Source organism: Providencia lanzhouensis, assembly GCF_050469745.1.
Lineage (GTDB): Bacteria > Pseudomonadota > Gammaproteobacteria > Enterobacterales > Enterobacteriaceae > Providencia > Providencia lanzhouensis.
In genome coordinates this window covers 2,708,577-2,733,693 of record NZ_CP174123.1, presented here as the reverse complement: position 1 = coordinate 2,733,693, position 25,117 = coordinate 2,708,577, and the positions used below count along the sequence as shown (strand labels likewise).

21 protein-coding genes are annotated in these 25,117 nt (G+C 42.6%); 10 read left to right on the top strand and 11 right to left on the bottom strand.

Going from position 1 to position 25,117, the window contains the following annotated elements; genetic code table 11:
- The first annotated feature begins 67 nt into the window (after positions 1–67).
- The 6 genes from ACIH2S_RS12925 to ACIH2S_RS12900 are packed head-to-tail and all read left to right on the top strand — an operon-like array spanning position 68 to position 4,539.
- A complete protein-coding gene (locus ACIH2S_RS12925; RefSeq protein WP_006814737.1) occupies positions 68–760 on the top strand; it encodes a Gp138 family membrane-puncturing spike protein in 693 nt (230 codons plus the stop codon).
- Positions 757–1,101 carry a hypothetical protein gene (locus tag ACIH2S_RS12920; protein ID WP_006814736.1) on the top strand — a complete coding sequence of 115 codons (345 nt, stop codon included), beginning with the start codon at positions 757–759 and terminating at the stop codon, positions 1,099–1,101. The genes ACIH2S_RS12925 and ACIH2S_RS12920 overlap by 4 nt, the downstream gene beginning before the upstream one ends.
- Entirely contained in the window at positions 1,094–2,281 is a 1,188-nt protein-coding gene (locus ACIH2S_RS12915; RefSeq protein ID WP_006814735.1) for a baseplate J/gp47 family protein, read from the top strand. Before ACIH2S_RS12920 ends, ACIH2S_RS12915 begins: the two co-directional genes overlap by 8 nt.
- Positions 2,278–2,937 (top strand): DUF2612 domain-containing protein, encoded by a 660-nt coding sequence (locus tag ACIH2S_RS12910; protein WP_006814734.1) that lies wholly within the window; start codon positions 2,278–2,280, stop codon positions 2,935–2,937. The genes ACIH2S_RS12915 and ACIH2S_RS12910 overlap by 4 nt, the downstream gene beginning before the upstream one ends.
- A 5-nt stretch (positions 2,938–2,942) precedes the next feature.
- A complete protein-coding gene (locus tag ACIH2S_RS12905) occupies positions 2,943–4,055 on the top strand; it encodes a hypothetical protein (RefSeq protein ID WP_430247527.1) in 1,113 nt (370 codons plus the stop codon).
- The gene (locus ACIH2S_RS12900) at positions 4,042–4,539 is read left to right on the top strand and encodes a tail fiber assembly protein (protein WP_006814732.1); all 498 of its coding nucleotides are present in this window, start codon (positions 4,042–4,044) and stop codon (positions 4,537–4,539) included. Before ACIH2S_RS12905 ends, ACIH2S_RS12900 begins: the two co-directional genes overlap by 14 nt.
- A 40-nt stretch (positions 4,540–4,579) precedes the next feature.
- On the opposite strand, the gene ACIH2S_RS12895 is transcribed toward ACIH2S_RS12900, so the two are convergent.
- The 4 genes from ACIH2S_RS12895 to ACIH2S_RS12880 form a co-directional block, all read right to left on the bottom strand.
- Positions 4,580–5,554, bottom strand: coding sequence for a glycosyltransferase family 2 protein (locus ACIH2S_RS12895; protein WP_006814731.1), 975 nt, complete (start codon positions 5,552–5,554; stop codon positions 4,580–4,582).
- Positions 5,555–5,656: 102 nt separating this feature from the next.
- Entirely contained in the window at positions 5,657–5,947 is a 291-nt protein-coding gene (locus ACIH2S_RS12890) for a hypothetical protein (RefSeq protein ID WP_006814730.1), read from the bottom strand.
- Positions 5,944–6,189 (bottom strand): DinI-like family protein, encoded by a 246-nt coding sequence (locus ACIH2S_RS12885; RefSeq protein ID WP_006814729.1) that lies wholly within the window; start codon positions 6,187–6,189, stop codon positions 5,944–5,946. The genes ACIH2S_RS12890 and ACIH2S_RS12885 overlap by 4 nt, the downstream gene beginning before the upstream one ends.
- 526 nt (positions 6,190–6,715) lie before the next feature.
- Positions 6,716–7,165: an XRE family transcriptional regulator gene (locus tag ACIH2S_RS12880; RefSeq protein WP_108478528.1), complete on the bottom strand. Its 450-nt coding sequence runs from the start codon at positions 7,163–7,165 to the stop codon at positions 6,716–6,718.
- Between the two features lie 191 nt (positions 7,166–7,356).
- Here ACIH2S_RS12880 and leuE point away from each other — a divergent pair, with 191 nt between their 5' ends.
- Positions 7,357–8,004: a leucine efflux protein LeuE gene (gene leuE, locus ACIH2S_RS12875; RefSeq protein ID WP_036949445.1), complete on the top strand. Its 648-nt coding sequence runs from the start codon at positions 7,357–7,359 to the stop codon at positions 8,002–8,004.
- Between the two features lie 87 nt (positions 8,005–8,091).
- Entirely contained in the window at positions 8,092–8,604 is a 513-nt protein-coding gene (gene tadA / locus ACIH2S_RS12870; protein ID WP_036949447.1) for a tRNA adenosine(34) deaminase TadA, read from the top strand.
- Here the strand turns inward: tadA and mltF are convergent.
- Positions 8,601–10,259 carry a membrane-bound lytic murein transglycosylase MltF gene (gene mltF, locus ACIH2S_RS12865; protein WP_036949448.1) on the bottom strand — a complete coding sequence of 553 codons (1,659 nt, stop codon included), beginning with the start codon at positions 10,257–10,259 and terminating at the stop codon, positions 8,601–8,603. The two genes, tadA and mltF, sit on opposite strands and share 4 nt — an antisense overlap.
- Positions 10,260–10,527: 268 nt before the next feature.
- On the opposite strand from mltF, the gene purL reads away from it, so the two are divergent.
- Complete coding sequence (gene purL, locus ACIH2S_RS12860; RefSeq protein ID WP_349487913.1) at positions 10,528–14,415, top strand: phosphoribosylformylglycinamidine synthase; 3,888 nt, start codon at positions 10,528–10,530, stop codon at positions 14,413–14,415.
- A 138-nt stretch (positions 14,416–14,553) separates the two neighbouring features.
- Here the strand turns inward: purL and fbpC are convergent, their stop codons facing one another.
- The 6 genes from fbpC to ACIH2S_RS12830 all read right to left on the bottom strand — a co-directional run bounded on the left by fbpC (position 14,554) and on the right by ACIH2S_RS12830 (position 22,641).
- Positions 14,554–15,594, bottom strand: a complete 1,041-nt coding sequence (fbpC, locus tag ACIH2S_RS12855) for a ferric ABC transporter ATP-binding protein (protein WP_108478530.1) — start codon at positions 15,592–15,594, stop codon at positions 14,554–14,556.
- A gap of 16 nt (positions 15,595–15,610) precedes the next feature.
- A complete protein-coding gene (locus ACIH2S_RS12850; RefSeq protein WP_108478531.1) occupies positions 15,611–17,689 on the bottom strand; it encodes an ABC transporter permease in 2,079 nt (692 codons plus the stop codon).
- A 260-nt stretch (positions 17,690–17,949) separates the two neighbouring features.
- Positions 17,950–18,981, bottom strand: coding sequence for an ABC transporter substrate-binding protein (locus tag ACIH2S_RS12845; RefSeq protein ID WP_036949455.1), 1,032 nt, complete (start codon positions 18,979–18,981; stop codon positions 17,950–17,952).
- A gap of 27 nt (positions 18,982–19,008) precedes the next feature.
- Positions 19,009–20,334, bottom strand: coding sequence for an MFS transporter family glucose-6-phosphate receptor UhpC (gene uhpC, locus ACIH2S_RS12840; protein WP_108478532.1), 1,326 nt, complete (start codon positions 20,332–20,334; stop codon positions 19,009–19,011).
- A gap of 106 nt (positions 20,335–20,440) precedes the next feature.
- Positions 20,441–21,967, bottom strand: coding sequence for an MASE1 domain-containing sensor histidine kinase (locus tag ACIH2S_RS12835; protein WP_321146483.1), 1,527 nt, complete (start codon positions 21,965–21,967; stop codon positions 20,441–20,443).
- A 47-nt stretch (positions 21,968–22,014) separates the two neighbouring features.
- A complete protein-coding gene (locus ACIH2S_RS12830) occupies positions 22,015–22,641 on the bottom strand; it encodes a response regulator transcription factor (RefSeq protein WP_036949460.1) in 627 nt (208 codons plus the stop codon).
- Positions 22,642–23,677: 1,036 nt separating this feature from the next.
- Here ACIH2S_RS12830 and ACIH2S_RS12825 point away from each other — a divergent pair.
- The gene (locus ACIH2S_RS12825; RefSeq protein WP_036949462.1) at positions 23,678–25,117 is read left to right on the top strand and encodes a sensor histidine kinase; all 1,440 of its coding nucleotides are present in this window, start codon (positions 23,678–23,680) and stop codon (positions 25,115–25,117) included.

Genomic DNA, 25,117 nt, shown 5'->3' with positions numbered 1-25,117 from the left:
TTGTGACTAATTGGATTTTTACTCCCGGTTTTTAGTCCGTCGATTCTCTCTAATTTAAAGGTAAGAAATGAACCAGCCCAATAGTGATATTGCTAGCGAAGGCAGCTTGGCAGGGCAGCTCTCGGCTGCATTTCGCAATTTCCTGATGAATATTGATGACATGCTTCCGGCAACGGTAGTGAGTTATGACGACGATACCAATCGCGCCGTTATTAAACCGCTAGTCATGATGGTTTCTACTGAAGGACAAAAAATGGGGCGAGCTGCAGTACCGAATATCCCTGTTTTTCGTTTTGGCGGTGGTGGCTTTTTTATCCGCATGCCAATTAAGCCGGGGGATTTTGGCTGGCTCAAAGCCAATGACCGAGACGTCAGTTTGATTTTTCAGCGTGGCGGCTTAGAAGATGAACCCAATACCGCGCGTTTGCATACTTTTAGTGATGCCATGTTTTATCCCGATACGCTCAAAGGCTGGCTGATTGATGGAAAAAATGCCGATGCTTTAGTGATCCAATCTATGGATGGCTCTGTGTGCTTATCATTGCATGAAGATAAGGCGGTTTTAGATGCACCAAAATTTATCTCTAATGCCCCAGAAAATGAGTTTAACGGCAATGTGATTATCAATGGTAATCATGAGGTTAATGGTAACAGTGACTCAAATGGCGGCACGATGAAGCACAACGGCAAAGATATCGGGTCTACACATAAACATGACAAAGTCCAAAGAGGTGACAGTAATACAGGAGAACCCGTATGAGGACATTTAACGTCAACAGTAATAACGACATCCACATTGGCAATGATGGAAATTTGTCGATTGTGAGTGGTGAACGGGCATCCGAAAAACGTTGCGAACATTACGCGAAGGCACTGCGCGGAGAGATGTTGCATAAGTTGGACTTGGGTATTCCGTATTGGAAAACCACATTTGGACGACAGGCTGATATCCCGCTGTTTGAATCTGCGTTCCGCGACCGTATGCGTGAGCTGGATGATGTGATATCGGTCGTGTCATTCTCGGCATTAATCACAGATAACACGCTGAAATACACTGCAGTGATACAAACGATTTATGGGGAGATAACGCTCAATGGCTGATTATCAATTTATTACATCGCAAGGGGTGATTATTCCCGATACCAGCAAGTTACGTGAAGACGTTGAAAACGAGTATAGAGGCGTGTTTGGTCAGGACTTAGATGTTAACCCCGAAACGCCGCAGGGCGCTCTGATCACCATGGAAGTGGAGAACCGAGATGCTGTCGCTCGTAACAATGCCGAATTAGCCAATCAAATTAACCCCGATTTGGCCGGCGGCATTTTTCTTGATGCAATCTGGGCATTGATGGGTGGTCAGCGCTTTGATGCGACACACTCATTTCTGACGCAGGTTAAGTTTAGCGGCGTTGCCGGTACCATTATCCCCAAAGGTTCACAGGCAACGACACGGGGAGGCGATATCTTTGAAACAACAAAGGTATTAATTCTTGGTAAAGATGGTACGGCTACGGGGGATATGCGTTCCATTGAGACTGGTGCTATCGAGTGTGGCGTTGGTCAGTTGGATAAAGTAGCCAGTTCAGTGCTTGGCTGGGAAACTGTCAGTAACCCGACATCTGCGACGTTAGGGCGGATTGAAGAGTCCGATTTGCACGCGAGACGCAGGCGTAAGCAAACACTCGCGCGAAATACGGTGAGTGTTGGGGAGGCGATCACATCAGCACTCTATGAGCTGGAAGGGGTACGCTCTTTAGCTTATAGAGAGAACTATGGCGACACACCGATTATTTTTGATGGGATCACTTTGGTACCACATAGCGTTTACGTTTGTGTTGAAGGGGGAGATAAGAATCAAATTGCCCAATCCTTACTGAGAACAAAAACACTCGGCGCGGCCTTTAACGGCAGTGAAGAAGTTGAGGTACTTGAGAAAATCAGCGGTCAAACGTACCCCGTGAAATTCGATAGAGCAAAAGAAATTGTGTTGTTTTGCCGGGTAACGGTAAAAAAAGCCACGGTGGATGCGCAAACTATTATACCCAAGGCGGTCGAGTCTTGGGCGAATGGTGATGTAGAGGGCGACGGTGGTTTAGTGGTTGGTCGTGATGTTTCTCCATTTGAAATTTCAGCCGGTATTAATACCGTAGAGCCAAGACTGTTTATTACTCGCGTAGAGCTTTCAACAGATGGTAAAGCGTGGTCCTCTGATAACTTCACGATAAAGCTGAATGAAGTGGCTCGTATAAAAGGCAGTGCTGTACAAGTGGTGATTGTATGAAATCAGTACAATCATTTGATTTTCATTCGGATTTATTAAAAGCCATTCTTTGGCAATATGAAGAGGCTGAAAACCTCAAGGCACTAGCAAAATACAAGTCAGATTACTTTGAGCGTTCCACCATAGAATTTTGGCGTAACTGGTACCGCGATGTTTTTAATATCGACACGGCAAATGAATTTGGGCTCAATATCTGGTCACGCATCCTCGATGTACCGTTAGGGATTGACGTTCCTCCCAGCGATAAAACGAAAGTGGGGCTTGGTTTTGGTAAAAAGAAAGCCAATTTTAAAGCTAACTTTCGGCGTAATTCAGATTACACATTGTCACTGACGGTAGAGCAAAAGCGGCTGATCATCCGTATGCGTTATTTCAATCTCACTCAAAGCCCCACAGTGACCAATATTAATGAGTTTCTGCGTCGATTTTTCTGGCAAGAAGACAGCAAAGTCTTTGTGTTAGATCCGCTAGACATGACTTACATGTACTACGTCTTCAACTACAACCCTGACGAACGCCTAAGGCTTTTGCTAGAAAACTTCGATCTCATGCCTCGCCCATCTGGCGTTGGCGTCAAATATCGTATTGTGACGAAGAAATCCTTCGGTCACGGAAAATTCCGCAAAAACTTCCTGAGCAGTAATTTCGGAGCATAAACACAATGACTAAAATCTTTAAAGTTCCCTTTGCAACACAAGGGGATCGAACTTCTATTCCCAATGAAGTGCAATCCGATGGCGCCGTGTCTTACACGCAAGGCTATGGATATGATTATGAGCGCGATCAAGTATCAGACCCTGCAGCTAAAGATATCGAACGTGAAAAAATGAATGGCATATTTCACGATATTACTGAAGCGGTGGGTGAGATCCAAAATTACGGTTTTCCTAAATGGGCAGAAGAGGGCAAGCCTTATCCTATTCGAGCCATTGTTTATCATAAAAACAAAGTGTGGCAGTCCAAAGTTGAGAATAATGAAATAGAGCCGGTTGCTGGTGCTCAGTGGGCTGAATTAAAAGCGGACTTAACCGCTGGCGACATCAACGTTTATAACAAGACGGAGTCGGATAAGCGATACCAGCCTTTGGGGAATTATCAGGTTGCAGGGTATAGTTACTCAAAATCAGAATCTGATACAAACTATCAACCGAAAGGCAACTATGCTCCTGCTGCTAACTATGCAATGAAAGGTGATAGCTACACGAAAGCAGAGGGCGATGGTCGATACCAGCCAAAAGGTAGTTATCAGCCAGCAGGAAACTACGCGGTAAAAGGTGAAAGCTATACTAAAGCGGAAGAAGATGGTCGATTTCAACCCAAAGGAAGCTATCAAGCTGCTGGGTATAGCTACTCAAAATCAGAATCAGATGGAAGATATCAACCGAAAGGTAATTATCAGCCGACAGGTAATTATGCACTCAAAGGGGAAAGCTATACCAAGGCAGAAGGCGATGGGCGCTATCAACCGAAGGGAAATTATCAACCTACGGGGAATTATGCATTAAATGGAGATAGTTACACTAAATCAGAAACATACAATAAGTCAGAAGTTGACTCCAAAATAGGAGGTACCCTTAACAGTAAAAACTTTAGGATCTCAGCTTATACTGAAACTGCAATGGGATATAGTGGCTGGTCTACATCTCCAGCTAACCAATTTATCGTTGGCATGAGGAACAAAAATGGAGGACCAGGAGATGTCTGGTGTGACCGTATAAGAACCGCTACTTTGCAAATATTGGTCAATGGAGTGTGGGTAAATGTCACTAACTAAAAAGTTTGAACGATATATTCCAGAAGAAGATCATTATTCTAATGTTATTTATTTGCGTAATATCGATGGGGATTGGTACAAACAGCAATCAAATTTCGCAAATAACTCATTGAAGGTTTTGTATGATGACGATGGATTCATTATTTCAATGCATCATGATGTCTCAATGCTTTATCCCGACGGTGCATATATATGTGAGCTTGATGCTAATACCCATGTCAATATTGATATTCATAAGATTAAAGATGGAAAACTATATGAGTATCAATCATTAGATAACTACAACCGTTCCCAAATTGATCTTAAGAAAAAACAACTAATGAATGAAGTGTCGAGTCTTATAGACCCGCTTCAGGATTCTTTTGATATGGGAGTTGCGACTAGTGAGGAAATTGAAAAATTGATAGCATTGAAAGAGTATCGGATTTCTCTAAATCGAGCTTCAACTCTACATGATATTAAATCTCTGACGTTGCCAGTATAAGAATAGTCGCCCACAACTAATGGGCGATATTATTATCATATTAATGGTTTTTTATTTCTTCTATTTTACTGTAAAGCCAAATGAATTTGGTTTTAAGTTTCATGCTTAACTTAAATTCATTTTGAAATGGTTTTAGTAGGGATTTTATATTCTTAATCTGAGTATTATTGAAATGACAATATCCGCGTACTTTTTTATTAATGCTTCTAAGTAAGCTGTATTCATGCTCCATTGTTTTAGCCAACATATTGATGACACTATCGGACTTATTAGAATTTGAATATATCGAATATAAAGACTCCATAGCATACATCACATCATCAATGTGCTTTTCTTTTGGGCTTCCAGTTATGCTTGTAGACCTAGTTCTATATAAAACCAATGGGGCAGAAATACTAAAAATATTTTTTATCTTCGCAGTAATAACTGGAATTATTGCTAAATCTTCATATTCACGACCACAAGGAAACTTAATATCATCGAATAGTTCTTTTTTATAGACTCGGCACCATGAAAACCAACTGTTTTTCTCAAATATCCCTGATAAATCAGTTAATTGATTGACTATGTGATAGCCGTTATCTAGATTCGTTACTGATAGAGGGTATGTTTCTTTTGGATTATCATTGTAGAATCTAGATGCATTAAATATGATCATATCTGGTTTGTGATCTAACATCACAGGTTTAATCGTTTCCCATAATGATGGTGTCCAAAGGTCATCAGCATCTAAAAATGCAATATATTTTCCGTTCGCATGCTTTATCCCATTATTTCTTGCAATAGATACGCCTTGATTTTTTTGGTTTATCAGAAGAACATTAGAAGATATATTTTCATGCGAATATTTAAAGCGTTCTATTTCCGATTCCGAGTTATCTGTTGATCCATCATTGACAACAATTACTTCAATTAGATCTGTAGCTGATATAGGTAAGGAGTTCAGGCAGTCATATACATACTCTCCATTATTGAAGCAAGGGATTATGACTGATAGTAATATTTTTGTTTTCATAAAGATGCCTATTTTACATCGCTGCGAGTATCATTGATTATATGTATGTTATCAAATGACGATATTTACGGAAAGAATAAAGCCGCATATCGCGGCTTTTCATCACATTAGGTATTTTTTAGACTCAAATTTTTCCGCTTTTGAGTTACCGTAAAAATGCCTCTCCAATTGGGTTAGTAATTCTTTAGCGACACTTTCTGCCATAAATGATTGCACCGGCTCCCTTTCTATATTTTGCATTTCTCGAGTTTCTTCATTGAACATAGGATCAGAAAATACAAATTTCATGAACACAAAGCCGGGCGGGTTATCAATAGACAACTGAGCTTTTTCTAGCTTTGGAATGAATTCTGCGTTATCAGCTTCAAGTTCTACATACTCGTCTTTTTTCATGCCGGTACCCACGAATCATCTTGCCAGATCTCTTCCAAAATTTGACCTATCTCTTCTTTCTCGTCATCTGTTTTAGTTTCACTGATAGTCAGTGACTGTGACGAACTCATGGCGACACGTAAACTCAATGGACCAAATCGCTCACCAATTCTTTTTATGATTTGCTCTTGCAGGGCATCACGGGTTCTATCGTTAGGCTTTTGCTTTGATTCTTTATCAAAGAGGATCTCTATACGCGGCATATATACAACCTTATTTCACTGTTTATTTATACAGTATTTATATACAGTAAATTTATAGATTGCAATAAGGGAAAGGTGGTTTTGTGTTATAGAAGATCAAATCATGAGGAAGCAACACAAAAACTCTGAAACACAATGAGTAACACTTGGTTTTATCTAATTGATTTTAAATGAAATATAAGACTATGAATCACATATCGCAGTTAATGCATTTTTTAGTAATTAATAGTGCCATTTCAATTAGTTATATCAGATTTAAACCAGTAGTATACGTCTTCGAACGTCATTTTACACTGAAGTAAATCAATTAGACACTGAATTATGTGCGAGTGAACGGAGATGACCAACTAAAAAACAGTGATAAACAAGCAGAATAATTGAAAGTTCTAAGTATTATTTAAAGTGGATAGTTTGTAAATAAAGTCGAATTAATAATATAAAAAGGCTCTATTTATACAAATAGAATAAGAGCTTAATTTAAGCTCTTATGGAAGAAAGCAATTAATAGTTAATAGCAAATATTAAATTAATAATTAATTAAGTTATAGATATACCAGCTCTTAGTTTTATCAGATTGCGTATAGAAGCACAGTACACCATTAATGATAAAGAAGGTCGCTGATTTTATAGAGTCTTCAACGTTGAACTCCTCAGAATACATTAGCACGATGCTGGCATTATCAGCGATTTGATAAACATCGATAACTTTCTCATCGAGATTATAACCGTACAGATACTGTTTGTTCTGTGTTGGATCGTAGAAAGCTTGAATATTTTGCAGATAGGTTTTTAATTTACCTTTTTGTACGACAACGGTAGGTTCAATTTTTCCGGCATCTGTCATGTTATAGATCATGTAGGATTTATCTTTTGAATGCCCTAAGAAGTAATTTTTCTTAGCAGCGCTGAATGCAAGCGTTGTTGGGTAAAACTCTTCAAAGATACTTGATTGCACGGTTCTTCTAATAAAAGCCATGTTTATTCCTCTTATTTAAACTATGAAAACTTAAGTGCGGGTTAATCATATTTAATGAGAGAGATTTTAAAAATAATGTTAATTATTAGTTCGTTTTATATATTCAAATGATTTAAAAATTAATAAAAGTAGAATATTCACAATGGATCGCAACTGTGATAGTAATAAGAAAAAACAATTAGGAAGTAGTCATGTTTGAAAATCTAGGGGTATTGAATTTTTGGACTTACTTAGCGGGATTGGTGCTTATCATCATTGTTCCTGGTCCGAACTCACTGTATGTATTAAAATCAAGTACTTCACATGGGACTAAAGCGGGATATCGCGCTGCAATCGGTGTTTTCACTGGCGATGCAATACTGATTTTTCTTTCATTCATTGGTGTTGCCTCGGTGATCAAAGCCTCTCCAACGCTGTTTACCATCGTAAGATACTTAGGGGCAGCTTATCTTTTGTACTTAGGGTGCAAAATCTTATATGCAACTTTTTGGCAGAAAAAATCGTTATCAGCAGGGGTTGAGCAGATTGAAGTAAGAAAAGAAAATTACTTCACTCGCGCGTTGGTACTTAGCTTAACGAATCCGAAAGCAATTTTGTTCTATATCTCGTTCTTTATTCAATTTATCGACTTCAATTATAGCCATGCTTGGGTGCCGTACATGGTATTAGCGGTTATCTTAGAGACGGTTAGCTTCTTGTATCTAAGCTTATTGATATTCAGTGGCTACTTGATAGCGCGCTTTTTACGGGAAAAGCAGATTTTGGCGAAATTGGGAAATTGCACTGTCGGTGCATTCTTTATGGGGTTCGCAGCAAAACTTGCCATTTTTAGTAATTAGTTGTTGATTAATATCAGATTCAATTTGCAGTCATTTTAACATTTCGTAATAATCAACTTTTCGAGTGTGGATGAATGAGAGGCTAGAGTGACGCAATTAGAAATCGACGAGTATTGGATGGCTCAAGCTCTTGAGCTAGCAAAAAAAGCTCAAGATGCAGGGGAAATTCCTGTCGGTGCGTTACTGGTCAAAGATAACCAACTAGTAGCAGAAGGCTGGAACCACTCCATTGAAAATCACGACCCTACCGCCCATGCCGAAATTATTACCTTACAAAAAGCGGGCACCGCACTACAGAATTACCGTTTATTAGACACAACGCTGTATGTCACTTTAGAACCTTGCATTATGTGTGCAGGGGCGATGATCCATAGCCGCATCGGTCGAGTGGTGTACGGCGCGAACGATTTTAAAACGGGGGCATGTGGCTCCTTCATTAATATCATGTCGCAGCCAGGTTTAAACCACTATGTTGAAGTGACGAGTGGTGTACTTGAAGAAACTTGCTCATCCATGCTCAGCGATTTTTTTAGAATGCGCAGAGCACAAATTAAAGAGCAGAGACGTCAAGAAAAGCAGGCTCAAAATCCCGAAAGCTAGTCTTCAATTGATGTTTCCTTTTGTAAGGCTACGTTATTATCGGTGGAACTCGAACGTGTTGGTTTTGCCAAAATATATTTCCCTAGAGAGTCGTTTGGTGCACGAGTATTTTCCTTGGCATTAAACACACCGAGATTTGCTGACGCTTTGGGCGTGATATCCACTTTTGCTGACACCACATCAGGCATCACATAAGAGGAAAGCGGCGAGTTCTCATTTGGCACTACAACGTAAACGTGAGATTTCTTGGCAATTTCGAGTGTTTTCTGCTTTTTCTCCTGACTTTGCAAATAACCCACTAAGCTTTGATGATAGCGACGAATATTTTCTACATAGCGATAAGCTTCGTGTCCTCGGGCATAACCATAAGTGAGTTGGGAATAATATTTTTGCTGAGTTAGCAAGGGTAAATTTGCTTTAACATCAAGCCAGCGGTCAGGATTACCGCCAAGTCTTTGCGTTAGTTTTCGCACATCCAGCATATGCCCATAACCCATATTATAGGCAGCAAGGGTAAACCAAATGCGATCATCTTCAGCGATAGAATCGGGTAAGCGTTTCATAATATAGGCTAAATACGCAGCCCCACCTTTAATGCTCCCCTCTGGATCTAACCTGTCTTCAATTCCCATAGTTGCAGCCGTTGGTTTGGTGAGCATCATGATCCCACGAACGCCAGTCGGTGAGGTTGCAAGAGGATTCCAGTGAGATTCTTGCCAAGCTATTGCAGCAAGTAATTTCCAATCGATGCTCTCAACGGTCTCAGCATATTTCTCAAAGAGAGGTTGATAATCCGGCAGTTTATTATTTATGGCGCTAATAAACGTTATGGTATCGAAATAATCGAAGGATTCCACATGGCTGAAATGCTTTTCAATCAAGCGAGCAAGAAGATCGTTCTGATTGCTGAGATTAAAAAAATCGAGCAGGGCGGCATCTAGGCTGTTGTCATGTTGGCGGCTTAAATACCATGTAATGGCATGGTCATCGCGCAAATCAAATGCCACGGCGACTTTAGGATGAATACGTTGCTGCAAAGAGACCGCAATAGAATCTTCAAGGGTGTAATCAATTTCACCTTCGGCCACCATTTCTAATAATTGACTTGGTGTATAGTTGCTGCTTTCTTCCCACTTAAGATTAGGATATTGCGCTGAAAGTGCTTTTAACGTGCTTGCATGAGTGCTCCCCGCGATAACCATTAATTTCCCTTTCAGGTCATTAAAGGTTTTTGGGCGCGTAGTACCTTTACGGTAAACCAATTGCTGAGTAACACTCAAATAGCTTGGACCCGTTTTCATGGTTTCCAAACGGTCTTTATTATACAGCAGCCCCGCCACAGCGATGTCGGCATCGTCGTTATCGAGATCTTCGAAAATCTGTTCAATAGTCGGGCGAATAATAATTTTGAGTTTAATACCTAGGTACGTGGCAAAGCCTTGAGCAAGCTCGTAGTCAAAGCCACGTAGCTGACGCTGCTCATCAATATAAATGAGTGGTGAACTTACTGCGCTAATACGTAACTCACCCCGAGAGATAATTTTGTCGACTTGGGTGTTTTGCGTATTAGACCATCGGACATTGAAGCCAATGATCATGGTGGCAAGTAAAGCGATGACCACGATAATAAAATAGTTAACTTTTAGGTTATTCAAATAATTATTTCTCGTGCAGGAACTGGTGTTGTGCGCTTAATAAAAACTGTTTAATCATGGTTATAAATCCAGTGGTTTCGTATTTTGCTCTAACAATGATGATCGGTGCAACTAATATTATCGTATTTAGCACATATTAATATTTAACTAATCGCTCTATTTTTAGTCACGCAAACGGTTTCGTATTGATGAACATTGCTCTATAATGGACTCCGGTTTCCCTGCTTTCGTGATCAGGGCTGGCGTTTAAAAGAGAGAATTTAAGACTATGGAAATTTTGCGTGGCTCACCGGCACTATCAGCATTTCGTATTACCCGCCTTTTGGCGCTGTTTGCTGAAAAACAGCTCCCAGTAACGGATATCTATGCTGAATATATGCATTTTGCTGAGCTATCAGCCCCATTAAGTGGCAGTGAGCAAGGTAAACTGAGTAGTTTATTAAAATATGGTCCTTCTCTGGCAGAGCATGAGCCATTTGGAAAACTGATTTTAGTCACCCCACGCCCAGGAACTATCTCTCCTTGGTCTTCTAAAGCAACGGATATCGCACATAACTGTGGCCTAACACAGGTTAAACGTATTGAACGCGGCGTTGCCTACTATATTCAAGCCGATTCACTGACAAGCGAGCAGTGGGATTTGGTTATCAGCCTGTTACATGACCGAATGATGGAAACGGTCTTTGCCTCTTTTGAACAAGCTGAGGCACTATTTATTCAGCAACAGCCTGCCCCAATGAAAGTGATTGATATCATCGCTGGCGGGCGCCAAGCACTAGACACAGCTAACAAAGAGATGGGCTTAGCGTTAGCTGACGATGAAATTGATTATCTATTAGAGGCATTCACAGGGTTAAAACGTAATCCAACGGATGTTGAGCTATATATGTTTGCGCAAGCAAACTCAGAACATTGCCGCCATAAAATTTTCAATGCGGATTGGATTATTGACGGGGAAACACAGCCAAAATCCCTGTTTAAAATGATCAAAAACACCTTTGAAAAAACGCCAGATCACGTCTTGTCTGCTTATAAAGATAATGCGGCAGTAATGGAAGGTTCCTCAGTAGGTCGTTTCTTCCCTGAGCCAGATGGACGTACTTATCGTTATCATCAAGAAGATGCACATATTTTGATGAAAGTGGAAACCCATAACCACCCAACGGCAATCTCTCCATGGCCGGGGGCTGCAACTGGTTCTGGTGGTGAAATTCGTGATGAAGGCGCAACAGGTCGCGGTGCAAAACCAAAAGCAGGTTTAGTGGGCTTCTCCGTTTCAAACTTACGTATTCCGGGTTTTGAACAACCTTGGGAAGAAGATTTCGGCAAGCCTGAACGTATTGTGACTGCACTCGATATTATGACGGAAGGTCCTTTAGGCGGGGCGGCATTTAACAACGAATTTGGGCGTCCCGCATTATTAGGTTATTTCCGTACCTATGAAGAGAAAGTGAATAGCCACAATGGTGAAGAATTACGTGGTTACCATAAGCCAATTATGTTAGCGGGTGGTATTGGTAACATCCGTGCGGATCACGTTCAAAAAGGTGAAATTACCGTTGGCGCTAAGCTCATCGTTTTGGGTGGCCCTTCGATGAATATCGGTCTAGGAGGCGGAGCTGCATCATCCATGACATCCGGTCAATCTGCGGCGGATCTTGATTTTGCTTCTGTTCAACGTGATAACGCCGAAATGGAGCGTCGTTGCCAAGAAGTGATCGACAAATGCTGGCAGCTAGGTGATAAAAACCCAATTCTGTTTATCCATGATGTTGGTGCGGGGGGATTATCCAACGCAATGCCTGAACTGGTGAGCGATGGCGGTCGTGGTGGTCGTTTTGAACTGCGTAAAATTCTTAATGATGAACCAGGAATGAGCCCACTGGAAGTGTGGTGTAACGAATCCCAAGAGCGCTATGTGATGGCGGTTGCTCCAGAACAACTGGCATTATTCACTGAAATTTGTGAGCGTGAACGCGCGCCGTTTGCTGTGATCGGTGAAGCAACGGAAGAGCGTCATTTAACCCTTAATGATGAGCATTTTGATAACCAACCAATTGACATGCCACTGGATGTATTGTTGGGCAAAACGCCGAAAATGTTGCGTGATGTGACAACACTGAAAGCCGAGCCTGAATCGCTGGATAGAACCGCCATCGATTTAACTGAAGCTGTTAAGCGTGTTCTGCATTTACCGGCTGTGGCAGAAAAAACCTTCTTAATCACTATTGGTGACCGCACTGTGACGGGAATGGTTGCTCGTGACCAAATGGTTGGTCCATGGCAAATCCCAGTCGCTGACTGCGCGGTGACAACCGCAAGTTTGGATAGCTATTATGGTGAATCAATGTCTATTGGCGAAAGAACGCCTGTGGCATTATTGGATTTTGCCGCTTCTGCGCGTATGGCAGTGGGTGAAGCACTAACCAACTTAGCATGCTCTTATGTACAAGACCTTAAGCGCGTGAAGCTATCTGCTAACTGGATGTCTGCAGCGGGTCACCCAGGGGAAGACGCAGGTCTGTACGAAGCAGTTAAAGCGGTCGGTGAAGAATTGTGTCCGGCATTAGGTCTGACAATCCCAGTGGGTAAAGACTCAATGTCAATGAAGACTCGCTGGCAGCAAAATGGTGAAGAGCGTGAAATGACGTCGCCATTATCATTGATTATCAGTGCATTTGGTCGTGTTGAAGATGTTCGTTTAACGGTGACGCCAGAGCTGAAAACTACGGTAGATAACGGCTTGTTATTAATCGACCTTGGTCAAGGTCACAATGCGCTTGGTGGCTCTGCATTGGCGCAAGTTTACCGTCAATTAGGTAATAAAGCGCCAGATGTTCGTGACCCAGCGCTGTTGTTAGGCTTCTTTAATACCATCCAAAAACTGTTATCTGAGCAAAAACTACTGGCTTACCATGACCGTTCTGATGGCGGGCTGTTTGTCACGTTAGTGGAAATGGCATTTGCGGGTCATTGCGGTATTAACGTGGATATCAGTTCATTTGATGAAGACACCTTAGCGGCACTGTTTAATGAAGAGCTGGGCGCAGTGATCCAAATCCAAGGTGCCGAACGCCAATATGTAGAGCAGTGTTTTGCCGATGCTGGCTTGGCAGGCTGTGTTCACTATCTTGGTTCTGCAACTCATGACGATGCGGTGATTATTAATAGCCGTGATACTGTCGTTTACAATGGTTCTCGTAGTGCTCTACGTGAGTGCTGGGCTGAAACTACATGGCAGATGCAGCGCTTACGTGATAACGAAGAGTGCGCAGATCAAGAGCATGACGCGAAGAAAGACAATCAAGACCCAGGTCTGAATGTGAAGCTGACTTACGATATCGCAGAGGATATTGCTGCTCCGTATATCGCATCGGGTGTTCGTCCTAAAGTGGCAGTGCTGCGCGAGCAAGGGGTTAACTCCCACGTTGAAATGGCAGCGGCATGGGATCGTGCAGGCTTTGATGCTATCGACGTCCACATGAGTGATTTACTGGCGGGCAACTTGTCTCTGGAGCAGTTCCAAGCACTAGTGGCATGCGGTGGTTTCTCATACGGTGACGTATTAGGCGCTGGTGAAGGTTGGGCGAAGTCCATTCTGTTCAATAACCGTGTTCGTGATGAGTTTGCGACCTTCTTCAATCGTCCAGACACCTTATCATTAGGTGTATGTAATGGTTGTCAGATGATGTCTAACTTGCATGACCTGATCCCTGGTGCTGAATATTGGCCACGTTTTGTCCGTAACCGTTCAGAGCGTTTTGAAGCACGCTTCAGCTTAGTTGAAATTGCAAATAGCCCATCATTACTGCTGCAAGATATGGCGGGATCACGTATGCCGATTGCGGTTTCTCACGGTGAAGGCCAAGTAGAAACTCGTGCGCCAACTCATTTAACGCAGTTAGAAAATAACGCGCTGGTGGCAATGCGTTTTGTGAATAATTACGGTCAAGTGACTGAGCAATACCCAGCGAACCCGAATGGTTCTGTGAATGGGATTACGGCAGTGACATCAACGGATGGTCGCGCGACGATTATGATGCCGCACCCTGAGCGTGTCTTCCGTACGGTAAGCAACTCTTGGCACCCAGAAAACTGGGGTGAAGATAGCCCATGGATGCGCATTTTCCGTAATGCACGTAAGCAATTAGGCTGAGATTAAAACGTCTGTTTTAATTTAGCGCTAAAAACTAAACACCCTATAGATCTCCTGATTTATAGGGTGTTTTTTTATCTGTTATCCATAAAAAAACCGCCCAATCGGGCGGTTAAGATGCATCTAAAACAGAGAATATTATTCTAAAATAAACATCCCGTATGGGTGGATTTGCAGGTAAAGATCTTCACCCACAGACGGTTGCAATTGAGTCGCATTGATCTGTAATAGCATTGATTGGCCGTGCCAATCTACCGTGACCTCATATTGCGGTCCCATATAAGCCACATGAGTGATGGTACAGCGTTGGCTATCTTCACCTTGTTTGCTTAATGTGATGGCTTCAGGGCGAACACCGACAGTGACTTGAGTTTTATCTGTTGAAAACAGCGCAGGGCGCGGTAAACGGTAATTAAAGATATCCACGGAATCGCTGCTGAGTGTAGCAGGGAAAATGTTCGCATCACCCATAAAGCTCGCCATAAACTTGGAAGCAGGTTGGCGGTACAGTTCTTGAGGTGAACCTAACTGCATGATTTTACCTTTGTTCATTACCAGAACCATATCCGAAACCGCAAAAGCTTCACTCTGGTCGTGAGTCACGTACAGTGAGGTAATATTAAATTGCTGTTGCAGTTCACGGATTTTTTCACGCATGCTACGGCGTAAGTTAGCATCCAAGTTACTTAATGGCTCATCAAATAACAGTACCTTTGGTTTTAAAATCAAGGCACGTGCTAGTGCAACACGCTGCTGCTGTCCACCGGAAATTTGGTCAACGAAACGGTCTGCAAAGCCCGCTAAGTCCACCAGTTCCAGCGCTTCTTCTACACGTTTTTTTATTTCAGCCTTTGGCAAGCCAAGCATTTTCAATCCATATCCCACGTTATCCCCTAACGACATATGCGGGAAGAGGGCATAGGATTGGAATACCATACAAATATCGCGCTGTTGAATAGAGCGGTCGGTGACATCTTCGCCATCGATAAACATACGCCCTTCAGTAGGCTTTTCTAAACCAGCGACTAAGCGCAGTACGGTGGTTTTACCGCAGCCAGATGGCCCTAATAGGGTGACCATACTCCCTTGTGGGATGGAAAGGCTTAAATCGTCAATGACCGTATTGTCGCCAAAGCGCTTAGTTATATTTTTTAATTCAACGAAACTTTTCTGTGTCATGTCAGTGACTCCATGATTACTGTGCATTTTTGGCTTTGGAACGTGAAACACGGGCTTCGCCAATTAAATAGTCAAATAAGAAGATAATCGCGAGCATGACCACGATCAGAATAGAACCGTAAGCAATCGCCACACCGTATTCACCATCTTCAACACGGTTCAAGATATACGCTGTCGCAACGCGGGTGTCTGGTGTTACCAAGAATACAATGGCGCTTACGGTGGTGATCGCACGGACAAAGCTGTAGATCAGCGCAGATAAAATCGCAGGGCGTAATAATGGCAGCAGGATATGGAAAATTGTCCGCATTGAACCTGCACGTAAGCTGAGGGAAGCCTCATCTAACGATTTGTCAATTTGCCCCAATCCTGCGATACCTGCACGAATACCGACTGGTACGTTACGCATGGTCATGGAGATAATCACAATCGCCGCGGTACCCGTTAAATAGAACGGTGTATCGTTAAAGGCGAGGATGTAAGAAACCCCAGCCACAGTACCCGGTACGGCAAAGCACAACATGGTGGAAAATTCGATGGTTTTCTTTCCACGGAAATCTTGGCGAACCACTATATACGCGATAAGCAGACCTAAAATCGCGGTGATTGGCGCAGCGATACCCGCATATAACAGGGTGTCTAACAGTGACGGCCATGCACCATCATCAAAACCTTGACCAAACAGTTTGATAAAGTTGTCCAGTGTTAAGGTGTAGTCCACACCCCAGTTCACCGTGAAGCTTCCGTAGAAGATGCTGCCGTACAGTAAGACGTTAAACGCGACCCAAATACCGAGAATTGTTGTCACTGTTGCAACAAGAGAAACTGGCAGCGGTTGAACATCGCCACGGTATGACTTACCGGAAACGGTGACGTAGGAACGTTTACCAATCCACATGTATTGCACACAGAAAACTAGCAATGAGAAGACAAGTAAGGAAGCGCCTAACGTACTGGCCGCTTGGTAATCAAGCTGGGAACCGGTGATATAGAAATAGATTTGTGTCGCCAGAACGTCGAAGTTACCCCCTAATACTAATGGGTTACTGAAGTCGGCAAGGGATTGCACAATCACGATTAAAAAGGCGTTCGCCAGTGCCGGTTTCAACAGTGGCATAAACACGTTGAAGAATGTCTGGTAGCGGTTAGCGCGCAAGGTGTATGACGCTTCTTCCAGTGATGGATGGATAGTTTTAATCGCACCATCAAGGATCATAAAGGACATCGGGGTGAACGCGAGAACTTGTGCTAACCAAATACCGGTAAAGCCGTATAACCAGTTAGTATTTTCTAGCCCCATATAGGTAGCTAAAAACTCAGTAATATAGCCTGAGCGACCCATCATTAAGGTGACGCCTAAACCGACAACAAACGGCGGGGTCACAATCGGTAAAATCGAGAATACGCGACCAATAATAGCGGAGCGCTTAGCAATTCGAGTAGTGTAAATCGCCAGGATTAAACCAAAGAAGGTACACCCAACACCCACTGCTAGTGAGAGGAATATGGAGTTGATGATGACCTGAACAATATGCGACTGGGTTAAAATAGCCACAAATGCAAATGGTGCAAAATCTCCGTTCCCGTCAGTAAACATTGGAATAAAAATTGCCACACTGGGAAAGATGATAAATAGTGCAATCAGTGCGACGACGGTGATAAGGGAGCCAATAACAAATTGGTCGCCACCCAGCCACTCTAAACGAGTCAAGGCGTGGGTCATTATCATACCAAGGGCGATAAATAAGGTGATGGCGGAATAGCCTAATCCCTTACCCTCTAAATAAGCAGTAATAATCACGAGAATTGCCGTGATGGCGGCAACCGCGATATCAAGATAGTGACGGGTTTTTTGATTACGATCGGCTGGCGTGATTGGTCTTAACAGTAAAATAGACGGCAATAAATACCATAGCCAACTAATATTGACACTGCTCCAGCCATAGGCAGCTAAGATCTCATCTTGCGTTGAGTCGAATAAGCCGTAGTCGAGGCTCCATGAGGGTAGCAGAGCGAAGCCCAGCCAAGCTATCAGAATCCAAAGGAAGATACTGTCCTTTTTCTTCGAGGCTGTTAGGGTTAAGGTCTGAGGCATTGTTTTTCCCCTAAGTTTATTATTATTGAGTTAATTAACCATTGGTTTAATTTCATGATTTATAACGAAAATAATTTTAAACTTAATTAATATTATCGTTCTAATGAGTGAGCCAGACTGGAGCCGTCTGCGTAGCGCAGACACTCTTTTATTTGGCATCATTTTTTATAGTAAGTAGCTAATACACTAAATCGCGAAGTTCGCGAGTCATACGTGAGTCAATCAGGTAAAGTGCGGCGACAGGCGCCGCACCCAACATCTTATTTACTCATTTTAACTTCAGTAACCCACTTGTTGATCAGATTCTTACGGACTTCAGCGTCGCCGTATTTATCCATATCATAGTTGATTAAGTTTAAGTCTTTGAGTTTCAGAGACAGTGGAGAAGACTCTGCGGTGGTGTTGGTCAGGATTTGGTAAGACTGACCTTGTTTCCAGCTCAGTTCTTGGGCTTCTTTAGACAGAACGAAATCCACGAACAGTTTTGCGTTGTCCATGTTACGTGCGTTTTTCAGAATACTGATCCCGCCGATTTCATAGCCTGTCCCTTCACATGGCGCGATTAACTCCAATGGTGCACCATTTTCAACTTCTAAAGAGTAGTCATGCAGGAAGCCGATACCGATAGCAGATTCGCCGCGAGCTGCGTTACGTGCTGGGGCAATACCTGATTTGGTGTATTGGGAGATGTTAGAGTTCAGTTTTTTCAGGTAATCAAAAGCTTGCTCGTTACCCCAAAGTTGGTCAAAGGTTGCCAATGCAGTGTAAGCAGTACCTGAACTTTGTGGATCTGCGATTTGAATTTCGCCTTTATATTCAGGCTTAGTCAGATCTTTCCAGCAAGTAGGAATTGGTAATCCTTTCTCTTTTAAACGATCTTTATTCACACCAAAACCTAAGATACCGATATAAACCGCAGAAGAGTAGTTACCTTTGCGTTTAGCTGGATCTTGGAATTGCGGCATGATTTGAGACAGGTTAGGGGATTTGTACGGCTCTAGCAGATCCATTTCACCGGCTTGTGAATGTGGATCTAAGGTTCCGCCATACCAAACGTCTGCTTGTGGGTTACGTTTTTCAGCTTCGATTTTTGCTAAAGTACTGCCTGAACCGTTGCGAACGAACGTGGTTTTAACGTCGTATTTCTTGGCGAATGCTTGTGTTTCCGCTTCACACATCGCGTTGGTGGCACTACAGTAAACCACTAAACGGCCAGCTGCGTTTGCAGTGGTCGTAATAGCGGCAAGGGATAAACCTGCTGCAACAAGTGTAGAGAGAGTCTTAAGTTTCATTGTCAGTCCTTTATTCACGTTTTCGGATTAACTATTATTATGTGTCGGTGAAACTGCACCGGCTAAATGCTCTCTTTTACTGACATTGGCAATTAAAAGAGGCATCAGTAGTAGCCCCATCAAAGCAGCTGCACTGGCGAGTAAGGTAAACATCCCTGACCAACCATAATTGGCAATCACTTGAGAGAGCGGCCATCCTGCGATTGCAGCCCCTAGATAAGCGTACAACCCAAGATAACCTGTTACCGTTCCAGCTGCCTTTTTATGACAATATTCTGTAGCAGCTAGACCGACTAACATCTGTGGTCCAAATACAAAGAAACCGTTGGCTAAGAAGCATGCAGCTAATAGCCCGTAGTGATGAATTGGTATTAACCATAGGGCATTCACAGAAACGAATAGGCCTAAGGAAAACAGCAAAATCATCGGTGCGCGTTGTCCTCGAAACAGGAGGTCGGAACCCCAACCTGCGCACAATGCACCTAATAAACCACCTAATTCAAACAGAGCTAACGTGGCATTGGCGCTTAATAAATTGCTTCCGTGTGTTTCGGTTAGCCATAAATTTCCCCAATCGTTTATCCCAATACGGATGAGATAAACCAAAATGTAGGTGAAACCGAGCAGCCAAATCATTGGGTTAAACACAATAGTTTGTTTTAAAATCACCCACATGGATTGCGGGGGAGAAAGCTGCTCTTGGCGTAACTCTAATGCATCATGTCGCCACTGCCCCACGGTGGGTAAATGTTCTTCTTTGGGCGTACCCCGAAGCTGGCGACATAGCCATAATCCTAAAATAACCCCAATAATTCCGGGAACGATCAGCGCTATTTGCCAACTGTAATGGGTCGCCAACAGCGCCGTTAACAGCGGTAGCGCCATTCCCCCGAGATTGATGGAGATATTCCACAGTCCCCACCAAAAGCCCCGCTCGTTCCGTGAGTACCAATGAGTGAGAATACGCGCACAGGGCGGCCAACCCCAACCTTGGAAAAATCCGTTTAATGTCCAAACGACTAACAGTGCAGGGAACGATAAACAGTAGGCAAAAATGATATTGAGGATCCCTGTCATTACGAGACCAACCCCCATAAACCAACGGTAGCCTGTAATGTCATGGAAAATACCGGATATAAATTTGGATAGACCATACGCAAGGTAAAATGCTGAGGCGATCCAACCAATATCACTTTTGTCTAAAAACAGTTCTGCCTGCATAACGGGCATCACAAAATTAAAGCTTTTACGGGTAAGGTAAAAAGCGGCATAACCGATGATCATGGAAAACATCAGGCGGCGACGCCAGAAACGGTAATTGTTATCCAGATCCAGTTTGCTTGTACCCGTCATGATTGTGTTTCTCCCGTTTGGCAGAATGTAATGAAGTTTTTAAATAAAAGGATGAGATAAGGTATTAGGAGGCTAAGAATTATTCCTAGTTTTTCACTATTTCATTTCAAAATGTGGGCAAGTTAACAATTATTTTGGTACCACTTTGGGTTGTTAGCGTCCAGTCGCCACCTAAGGCTCTGACTCGCTCCTCAATTCCACGCAAACCAAAGCCTGATGTGCGTTTGCTAAAAGGAATGCCCACACCATTATCATCAACAATTAGCTGTATCGAGTCACCTTGTTGATTTAGTGAGATGTGGATTTTTGTGGCTTTGGCGTGCTTACTGATATTGTTCAGTAGCTCTTGAACCAAACGGTAAAGTGTGAATAACACCGTTTCATTGGCTGGAGTTTCAGTTAATCCGTAATGAAAGTCACATTGAATATTATTTTCCTTGAAAGCAAATTCACCGATTAAATGGGTGAGTGCGCTTTCGAGGGACATTTCATCGAGCACGGGCGGACGTAATTGGCGCAATAGATGGCGGGTGGCTTGGTGGATCTGTAGTGCCAATTCGTTGATTTGGCTAGCGGCGTTATAGCTTAAATCGTTAGCCGCGGTTTTCTTCACCAGCATCGATTGGATTTGGATCGCGGTAATATTTTGTCCAATTTCATCATGAAGTTCACGGGCGATATCTTTCTTCACATCTTCTTCGGTGTGCACTAATTGGCGCATCAAGTCTCGGCGGGCGTGAAGCTCTTCTTCTAATCGCTGGCGGTAGCGTTGTAAGTTACTTGAGAGTTGCTTTTGGCGGCTGATAGCGATACCTAATCCAATACCAATCAGGGCTTGAGAGCTTAAAAAGAGCTGTAGCTCTTGGAGATCATCAAAGGCACCTTGGAACTGTCTTGCGAAGGTGATGATTAGGCTTCCAAGTAATGCGGATAACACGCCGCCTTGCCAACCATAACGATATGCCATGAAAATATTGGGAATAAAGACCAGCAAAACAATCAGTTGCTCAATTTCTGGGGCAAAGAAAATTTGAGCACTTAAGCCGACGAGGCAGAAGAGAAAACACCAAATAATCAATGAAGTACGTAATTGCTTATCCGTGGTTCCGTAGTCGAGCAGCATATGATAGTGCTGCTCGTGCAAGTATTCATAGATAAGATAAACAAAGGGGGAGAGGAGAATTCCGCCTGTAAATGTCGTTAAGAATAATTGGCTAATGGAATATTGAGATAACAGCCCAAACAGCAAGGCATTGAGTATGCTGTTGGCGGCGACGCCTGCCAATAACAAAATAAGTCGTTGCCAATAAAGTGTATATCGCCACCAAATATTTTGGATAACCATCGCAACCAGCAGGCTCAATATTGGGGATAACAGCAAAATAGGTTGAGTGAGTAATTGTTCTTGCGCAAGCCAGTAAGTCAGCAGGCCTTCAGCGAGTAAAACAGTTGGCCAGTAGCGTCGCCATAATAAGATCATCAAGGTGAGGCGTAAGGCTTGTGGTAGAAATAGGGTGGCTTGGAAGCTATTTTGGCTAAGGTAAAAGCCGATGATCCATAATCCCACCCAAATCAGTGAGTAGGTAAATAATAGGAATAGAGACTGTAATCCTAAACGAGCCGCTTTGTTCATTACTATTTACCTTGTTAGGGCGTTACCTGACTGGAAAGAAAGTCTGTCTATCGAGAAATGATGTTGTGTTCTAAGGCATAGTGCACTAAATCAATGGTGTTTTCGCATTGCAATTTCCCGAGAACATTTGCGCGATGTACATGCACTGTTTTATGGCTGAGGTTTAATTGTTCCGCAATGACTTTCACACTGAGACCTGCTACCAGTAAATCAAAGACTTCGCGCTCACGGTTAGTAAGCTCTTGAACACCTTGTTTTTGCTGCGGTGTTTGGCGTAAGGCTCGCATTGCATCAGCGCACAGGTAGCATCCACCTTGGTAAACAGAGCGTACCGCCTGGACTAATTCTTCAGGTCCGCAGCATTTGGTGAGATAGGCGCTGGCTCCTGCATCGAGTGCACTTTGCACGAAAGCAGGAGTGTCATAGATGCTTAAAATAATAGTACGAAAGTCGGGCTTTTTTTTACGTAAACGGGTTAGCAGTTGTAAACCGCTCTCATCTGGCATTGAAATATCCATAATTGCCACGTCAATATCGAGGCTAATTAGGTGCGGCCATGCTTCTTGCGCACTCGCATATTGCCCCACAATACTAATGTCAGGTTCTAACGTCAGTAATTGGGCAAAACCGGAGCGAACAACAATATGGTCATCAATAAGGGCTATTTTTATCATTGTAGTTTTGAAACGATAGTGTCAAGAGTAAGTAGGAGACCATTTGCCAGTCTTATATCAATATAGGGATGGATAAGCTAGCGGAATAACATAAAATTCTGACGTACATCAGAAATGAAACGCGCAGGATCATAGCGATAATAAATAGGATGGCAATATTTTATTTGGGCTTCAAGAATCGATATATACCGTCCATTCAACGCTAAATAGATAGGTTTAAAGAGAATATAAATAATAGAAAATAGGTAAATTTTCTGGAGTGTCTACTATTCGCGACAAATAGGGTTTGCTAGTGTCTCCAAAAGGAGACATTTATCTTATTGATAAACAAGTGATTTAAAAATGATGGAATTCACTGTCTTAAATTGGAGACAGATTCATGGTGAGTCAGTGGTATTTTTCATCACTCATAACAATTCAAAAATGATATGAACAAGTAAGAAAATAAATTTATATGAAAATCAGTTAGATAAAAATCTCATTGAAAAGTTGGCACGGGTTGTGCATAATATCCATCAGTTGCTCATTCAATTGCTTATGTAGGTCCAAGCTTGGGGAAACCTAGCAAATGGGAACATACCACATAAAACCCGAATGATGCCAAAGTAAGGTGCCTACCGTCCAAATCATCGATATTCGCTTTCGAGCTTTATCAAACACAGGGCGACACGTGGAGTGAGGCACCACCTATATGATTATCTTTAATGAAAGACATAGTCATATGAAAAAAATCGACATTCAAGCGTAATGCCGAGTATCGCTGGCGGAGGTGAGAAGCAATTCTTCCCTCCGCCTTCCCATTTCTGGGGCATCAATATTCCTTTCTATCAAGTTTATTCTTTCTATCGAATTAATCCTTCCATTCAATCATAGTATATTTAATCTATTTATCTGAAATCATTCACGTTTAGCTCACTTTCTTGGCATGTTCATTGCTATCTATCTGTCTATTGGTTTATCTATCATCAATGTAAACAGCACTTTTCGCATTAATGGGAGTTCTGCTACCATTGAATTACATATAAATAGGTAAGAGATGAATGCGTTGAGTAAATTGCGCCTTTTTCCGCGCTCATTGCGGCAGCTAGTGGTCATGGCTTTTTGGTTAGTCCTTTTGCCATTACTGGTACTGGCTTATCAGGCTTATCAAAGTCTAGAACAATTGAGCAACCAAGCGGCAGATATCAATAAAACTACGCTGCTTGATGCTCGGCGCAGTGAAGCGATGAGTAGCCTCGCACTGGAAATGGAGCGCAGTTATCGCCAGTATTGTGTATTGCAAGACAAAGCCTTACAGACGCAGTATCAAAAGCAGTTTGCTGATTATGAACAGATGCTGGAACGTCAAAAAACTATTTTGCCAGAGACTCCTGAAGTGCTGGGGCTTTTTACTGGGCTGCAAAAGCTAAAAGCGATTAGTTGTGAAAATAATGAGCCGATGGAAGCCACGACCAAAGTGTTAGAGCAATTCTCCGCGCAAAATACGGCTGTCGTTCAGCAAACTCGAGAGGTGATTTTTAGCCGCGGTGAACAGCTTCAAAAAGCCATTGCCAATAAAGGACAATTATTTGGTTGGCAAACACTGATCCTCTTCTTGCTGAGCGCGCTGTTGGTGACCTTATTTACTCGTATGATTATCGGTCCGGTTAAAATCATTGAGCGTATGATTAACCGTTTAGGGACGGGGCTGACTCTGGAAAATGATACTGATCGCTTTAAAGGCCCGAGAGAGCTGAGGATCATTGCTCAGCGAATTATATGGTTAAGTGAGCGGTTGGCTTGGTTAGAATCCCAGCGCCATGAGTTTTTACGTCATATTTCCCATGAGTTGAAAACGCCATTAGCCAGTATGCGAGAAGGAACGGAATTATTGGCAGATGAGGTTGCAGGCCCGTTAACTAGCTCGCAAAAAGAGGTGGTTGATATTCTTGATCAGAGTAGTAAGCATCTTCAGCAACTTATTGAACAGCTTCTTGACTATAATCGGAAATTAGTCGATGAGCCGCCCGTTGCCCAGCAAGTCGATTTGAAAAAGCTTATTGAAGATATTGTTAATGCACATAATTTACCCGCAAGAGCGAAAGATATTACCACTGATATTCGCTTAAAAGTGGACAGTTGCCTTGCAGAACCGACCTTACTCGGAAGGGTTATTGATAATATCTACTCCAATGCGGTGCACTATGGTGGCGAATCAGGTAATATTTGGATCTCAAGTCGCAGAACAGGGAATAAATTACTCATTGAGGTTGCCAATACGGGCACGCCTATCCCTGAGTCTGAGCAAAATATGATTTTTGAACCTTTCTATCAAGGCAGCCTCCAAAGAAAAGGCGCCGTCAAAGGAAGTGGGTTAGGGCTTAGCATCGCGCAAGATTGTATTAAGCAGATGGGTGGTGAATTATCATTAGTGCCACATAAATCAGCGGATGTTTGCTTCCGAATTGAACTGCCTTTAACCGCAGAGAACGAATAA

Bases quoted from the DNA above. Each gene is read 5' to 3' on its own strand.
- ACIH2S_RS12925 (WP_006814737.1), top strand. From the start codon at position 68: ATGAACCAGCCCAATAGTGATATTGCTAGCGAAGGCAGCTTGGCAGGG.
- ACIH2S_RS12920 (WP_006814736.1), top strand. From the start codon at position 757: ATGAGGACATTTAACGTCAACAGTAATAACGACATCCACATTGGCAAT.
- ACIH2S_RS12915 (WP_006814735.1), top strand. From the start codon at position 1,094: ATGGCTGATTATCAATTTATTACATCGCAAGGGGTGATTATTCCCGAT.
- ACIH2S_RS12910 (WP_006814734.1), top strand. From the start codon at position 2,278: ATGAAATCAGTACAATCATTTGATTTTCATTCGGATTTATTAAAAGCC.
- ACIH2S_RS12905 (WP_430247527.1), top strand. From the start codon at position 2,943: ATGACTAAAATCTTTAAAGTTCCCTTTGCAACACAAGGGGATCGAACT.
- ACIH2S_RS12900 (WP_006814732.1), top strand. From the start codon at position 4,042: ATGTCACTAACTAAAAAGTTTGAACGATATATTCCAGAAGAAGATCAT.
- ACIH2S_RS12895 (WP_006814731.1), bottom strand. From the start codon at position 5,554: ATGAAAACAAAAATATTACTATCAGTCATAATCCCTTGCTTCAATAAT.
- ACIH2S_RS12890 (WP_006814730.1), bottom strand. From the start codon at position 5,947: ATGAAAAAAGACGAGTATGTAGAACTTGAAGCTGATAACGCAGAATTC.
- ACIH2S_RS12885 (WP_006814729.1), bottom strand. From the start codon at position 6,189: ATGCCGCGTATAGAGATCCTCTTTGATAAAGAATCAAAGCAAAAGCCT.
- ACIH2S_RS12880 (WP_108478528.1), bottom strand. From the start codon at position 7,165: ATGGCTTTTATTAGAAGAACCGTGCAATCAAGTATCTTTGAAGAGTTT.
- leuE (WP_036949445.1), top strand. From the start codon at position 7,357: ATGTTTGAAAATCTAGGGGTATTGAATTTTTGGACTTACTTAGCGGGA.
- purL (WP_349487913.1), top strand. From the start codon at position 10,528: ATGGAAATTTTGCGTGGCTCACCGGCACTATCAGCATTTCGTATTACC.
- fbpC (WP_108478530.1), bottom strand. From the start codon at position 15,594: ATGACACAGAAAAGTTTCGTTGAATTAAAAAATATAACTAAGCGCTTT.
- ACIH2S_RS12850 (WP_108478531.1), bottom strand. From the start codon at position 17,689: ATGCCTCAGACCTTAACCCTAACAGCCTCGAAGAAAAAGGACAGTATC.
- ACIH2S_RS12845 (WP_036949455.1), bottom strand. From the start codon at position 18,981: ATGAAACTTAAGACTCTCTCTACACTTGTTGCAGCAGGTTTATCCCTT.
- uhpC (WP_108478532.1), bottom strand. From the start codon at position 20,334: ATGACGGGTACAAGCAAACTGGATCTGGATAACAATTACCGTTTCTGG.
- ACIH2S_RS12835 (WP_321146483.1), bottom strand. From the start codon at position 21,967: ATGAACAAAGCGGCTCGTTTAGGATTACAGTCTCTATTCCTATTATTT.
- ACIH2S_RS12830 (WP_036949460.1), bottom strand. From the start codon at position 22,641: ATGATAAAAATAGCCCTTATTGATGACCATATTGTTGTTCGCTCCGGT.
- ACIH2S_RS12825 (WP_036949462.1), top strand. From the start codon at position 23,678: ATGAATGCGTTGAGTAAATTGCGCCTTTTTCCGCGCTCATTGCGGCAG.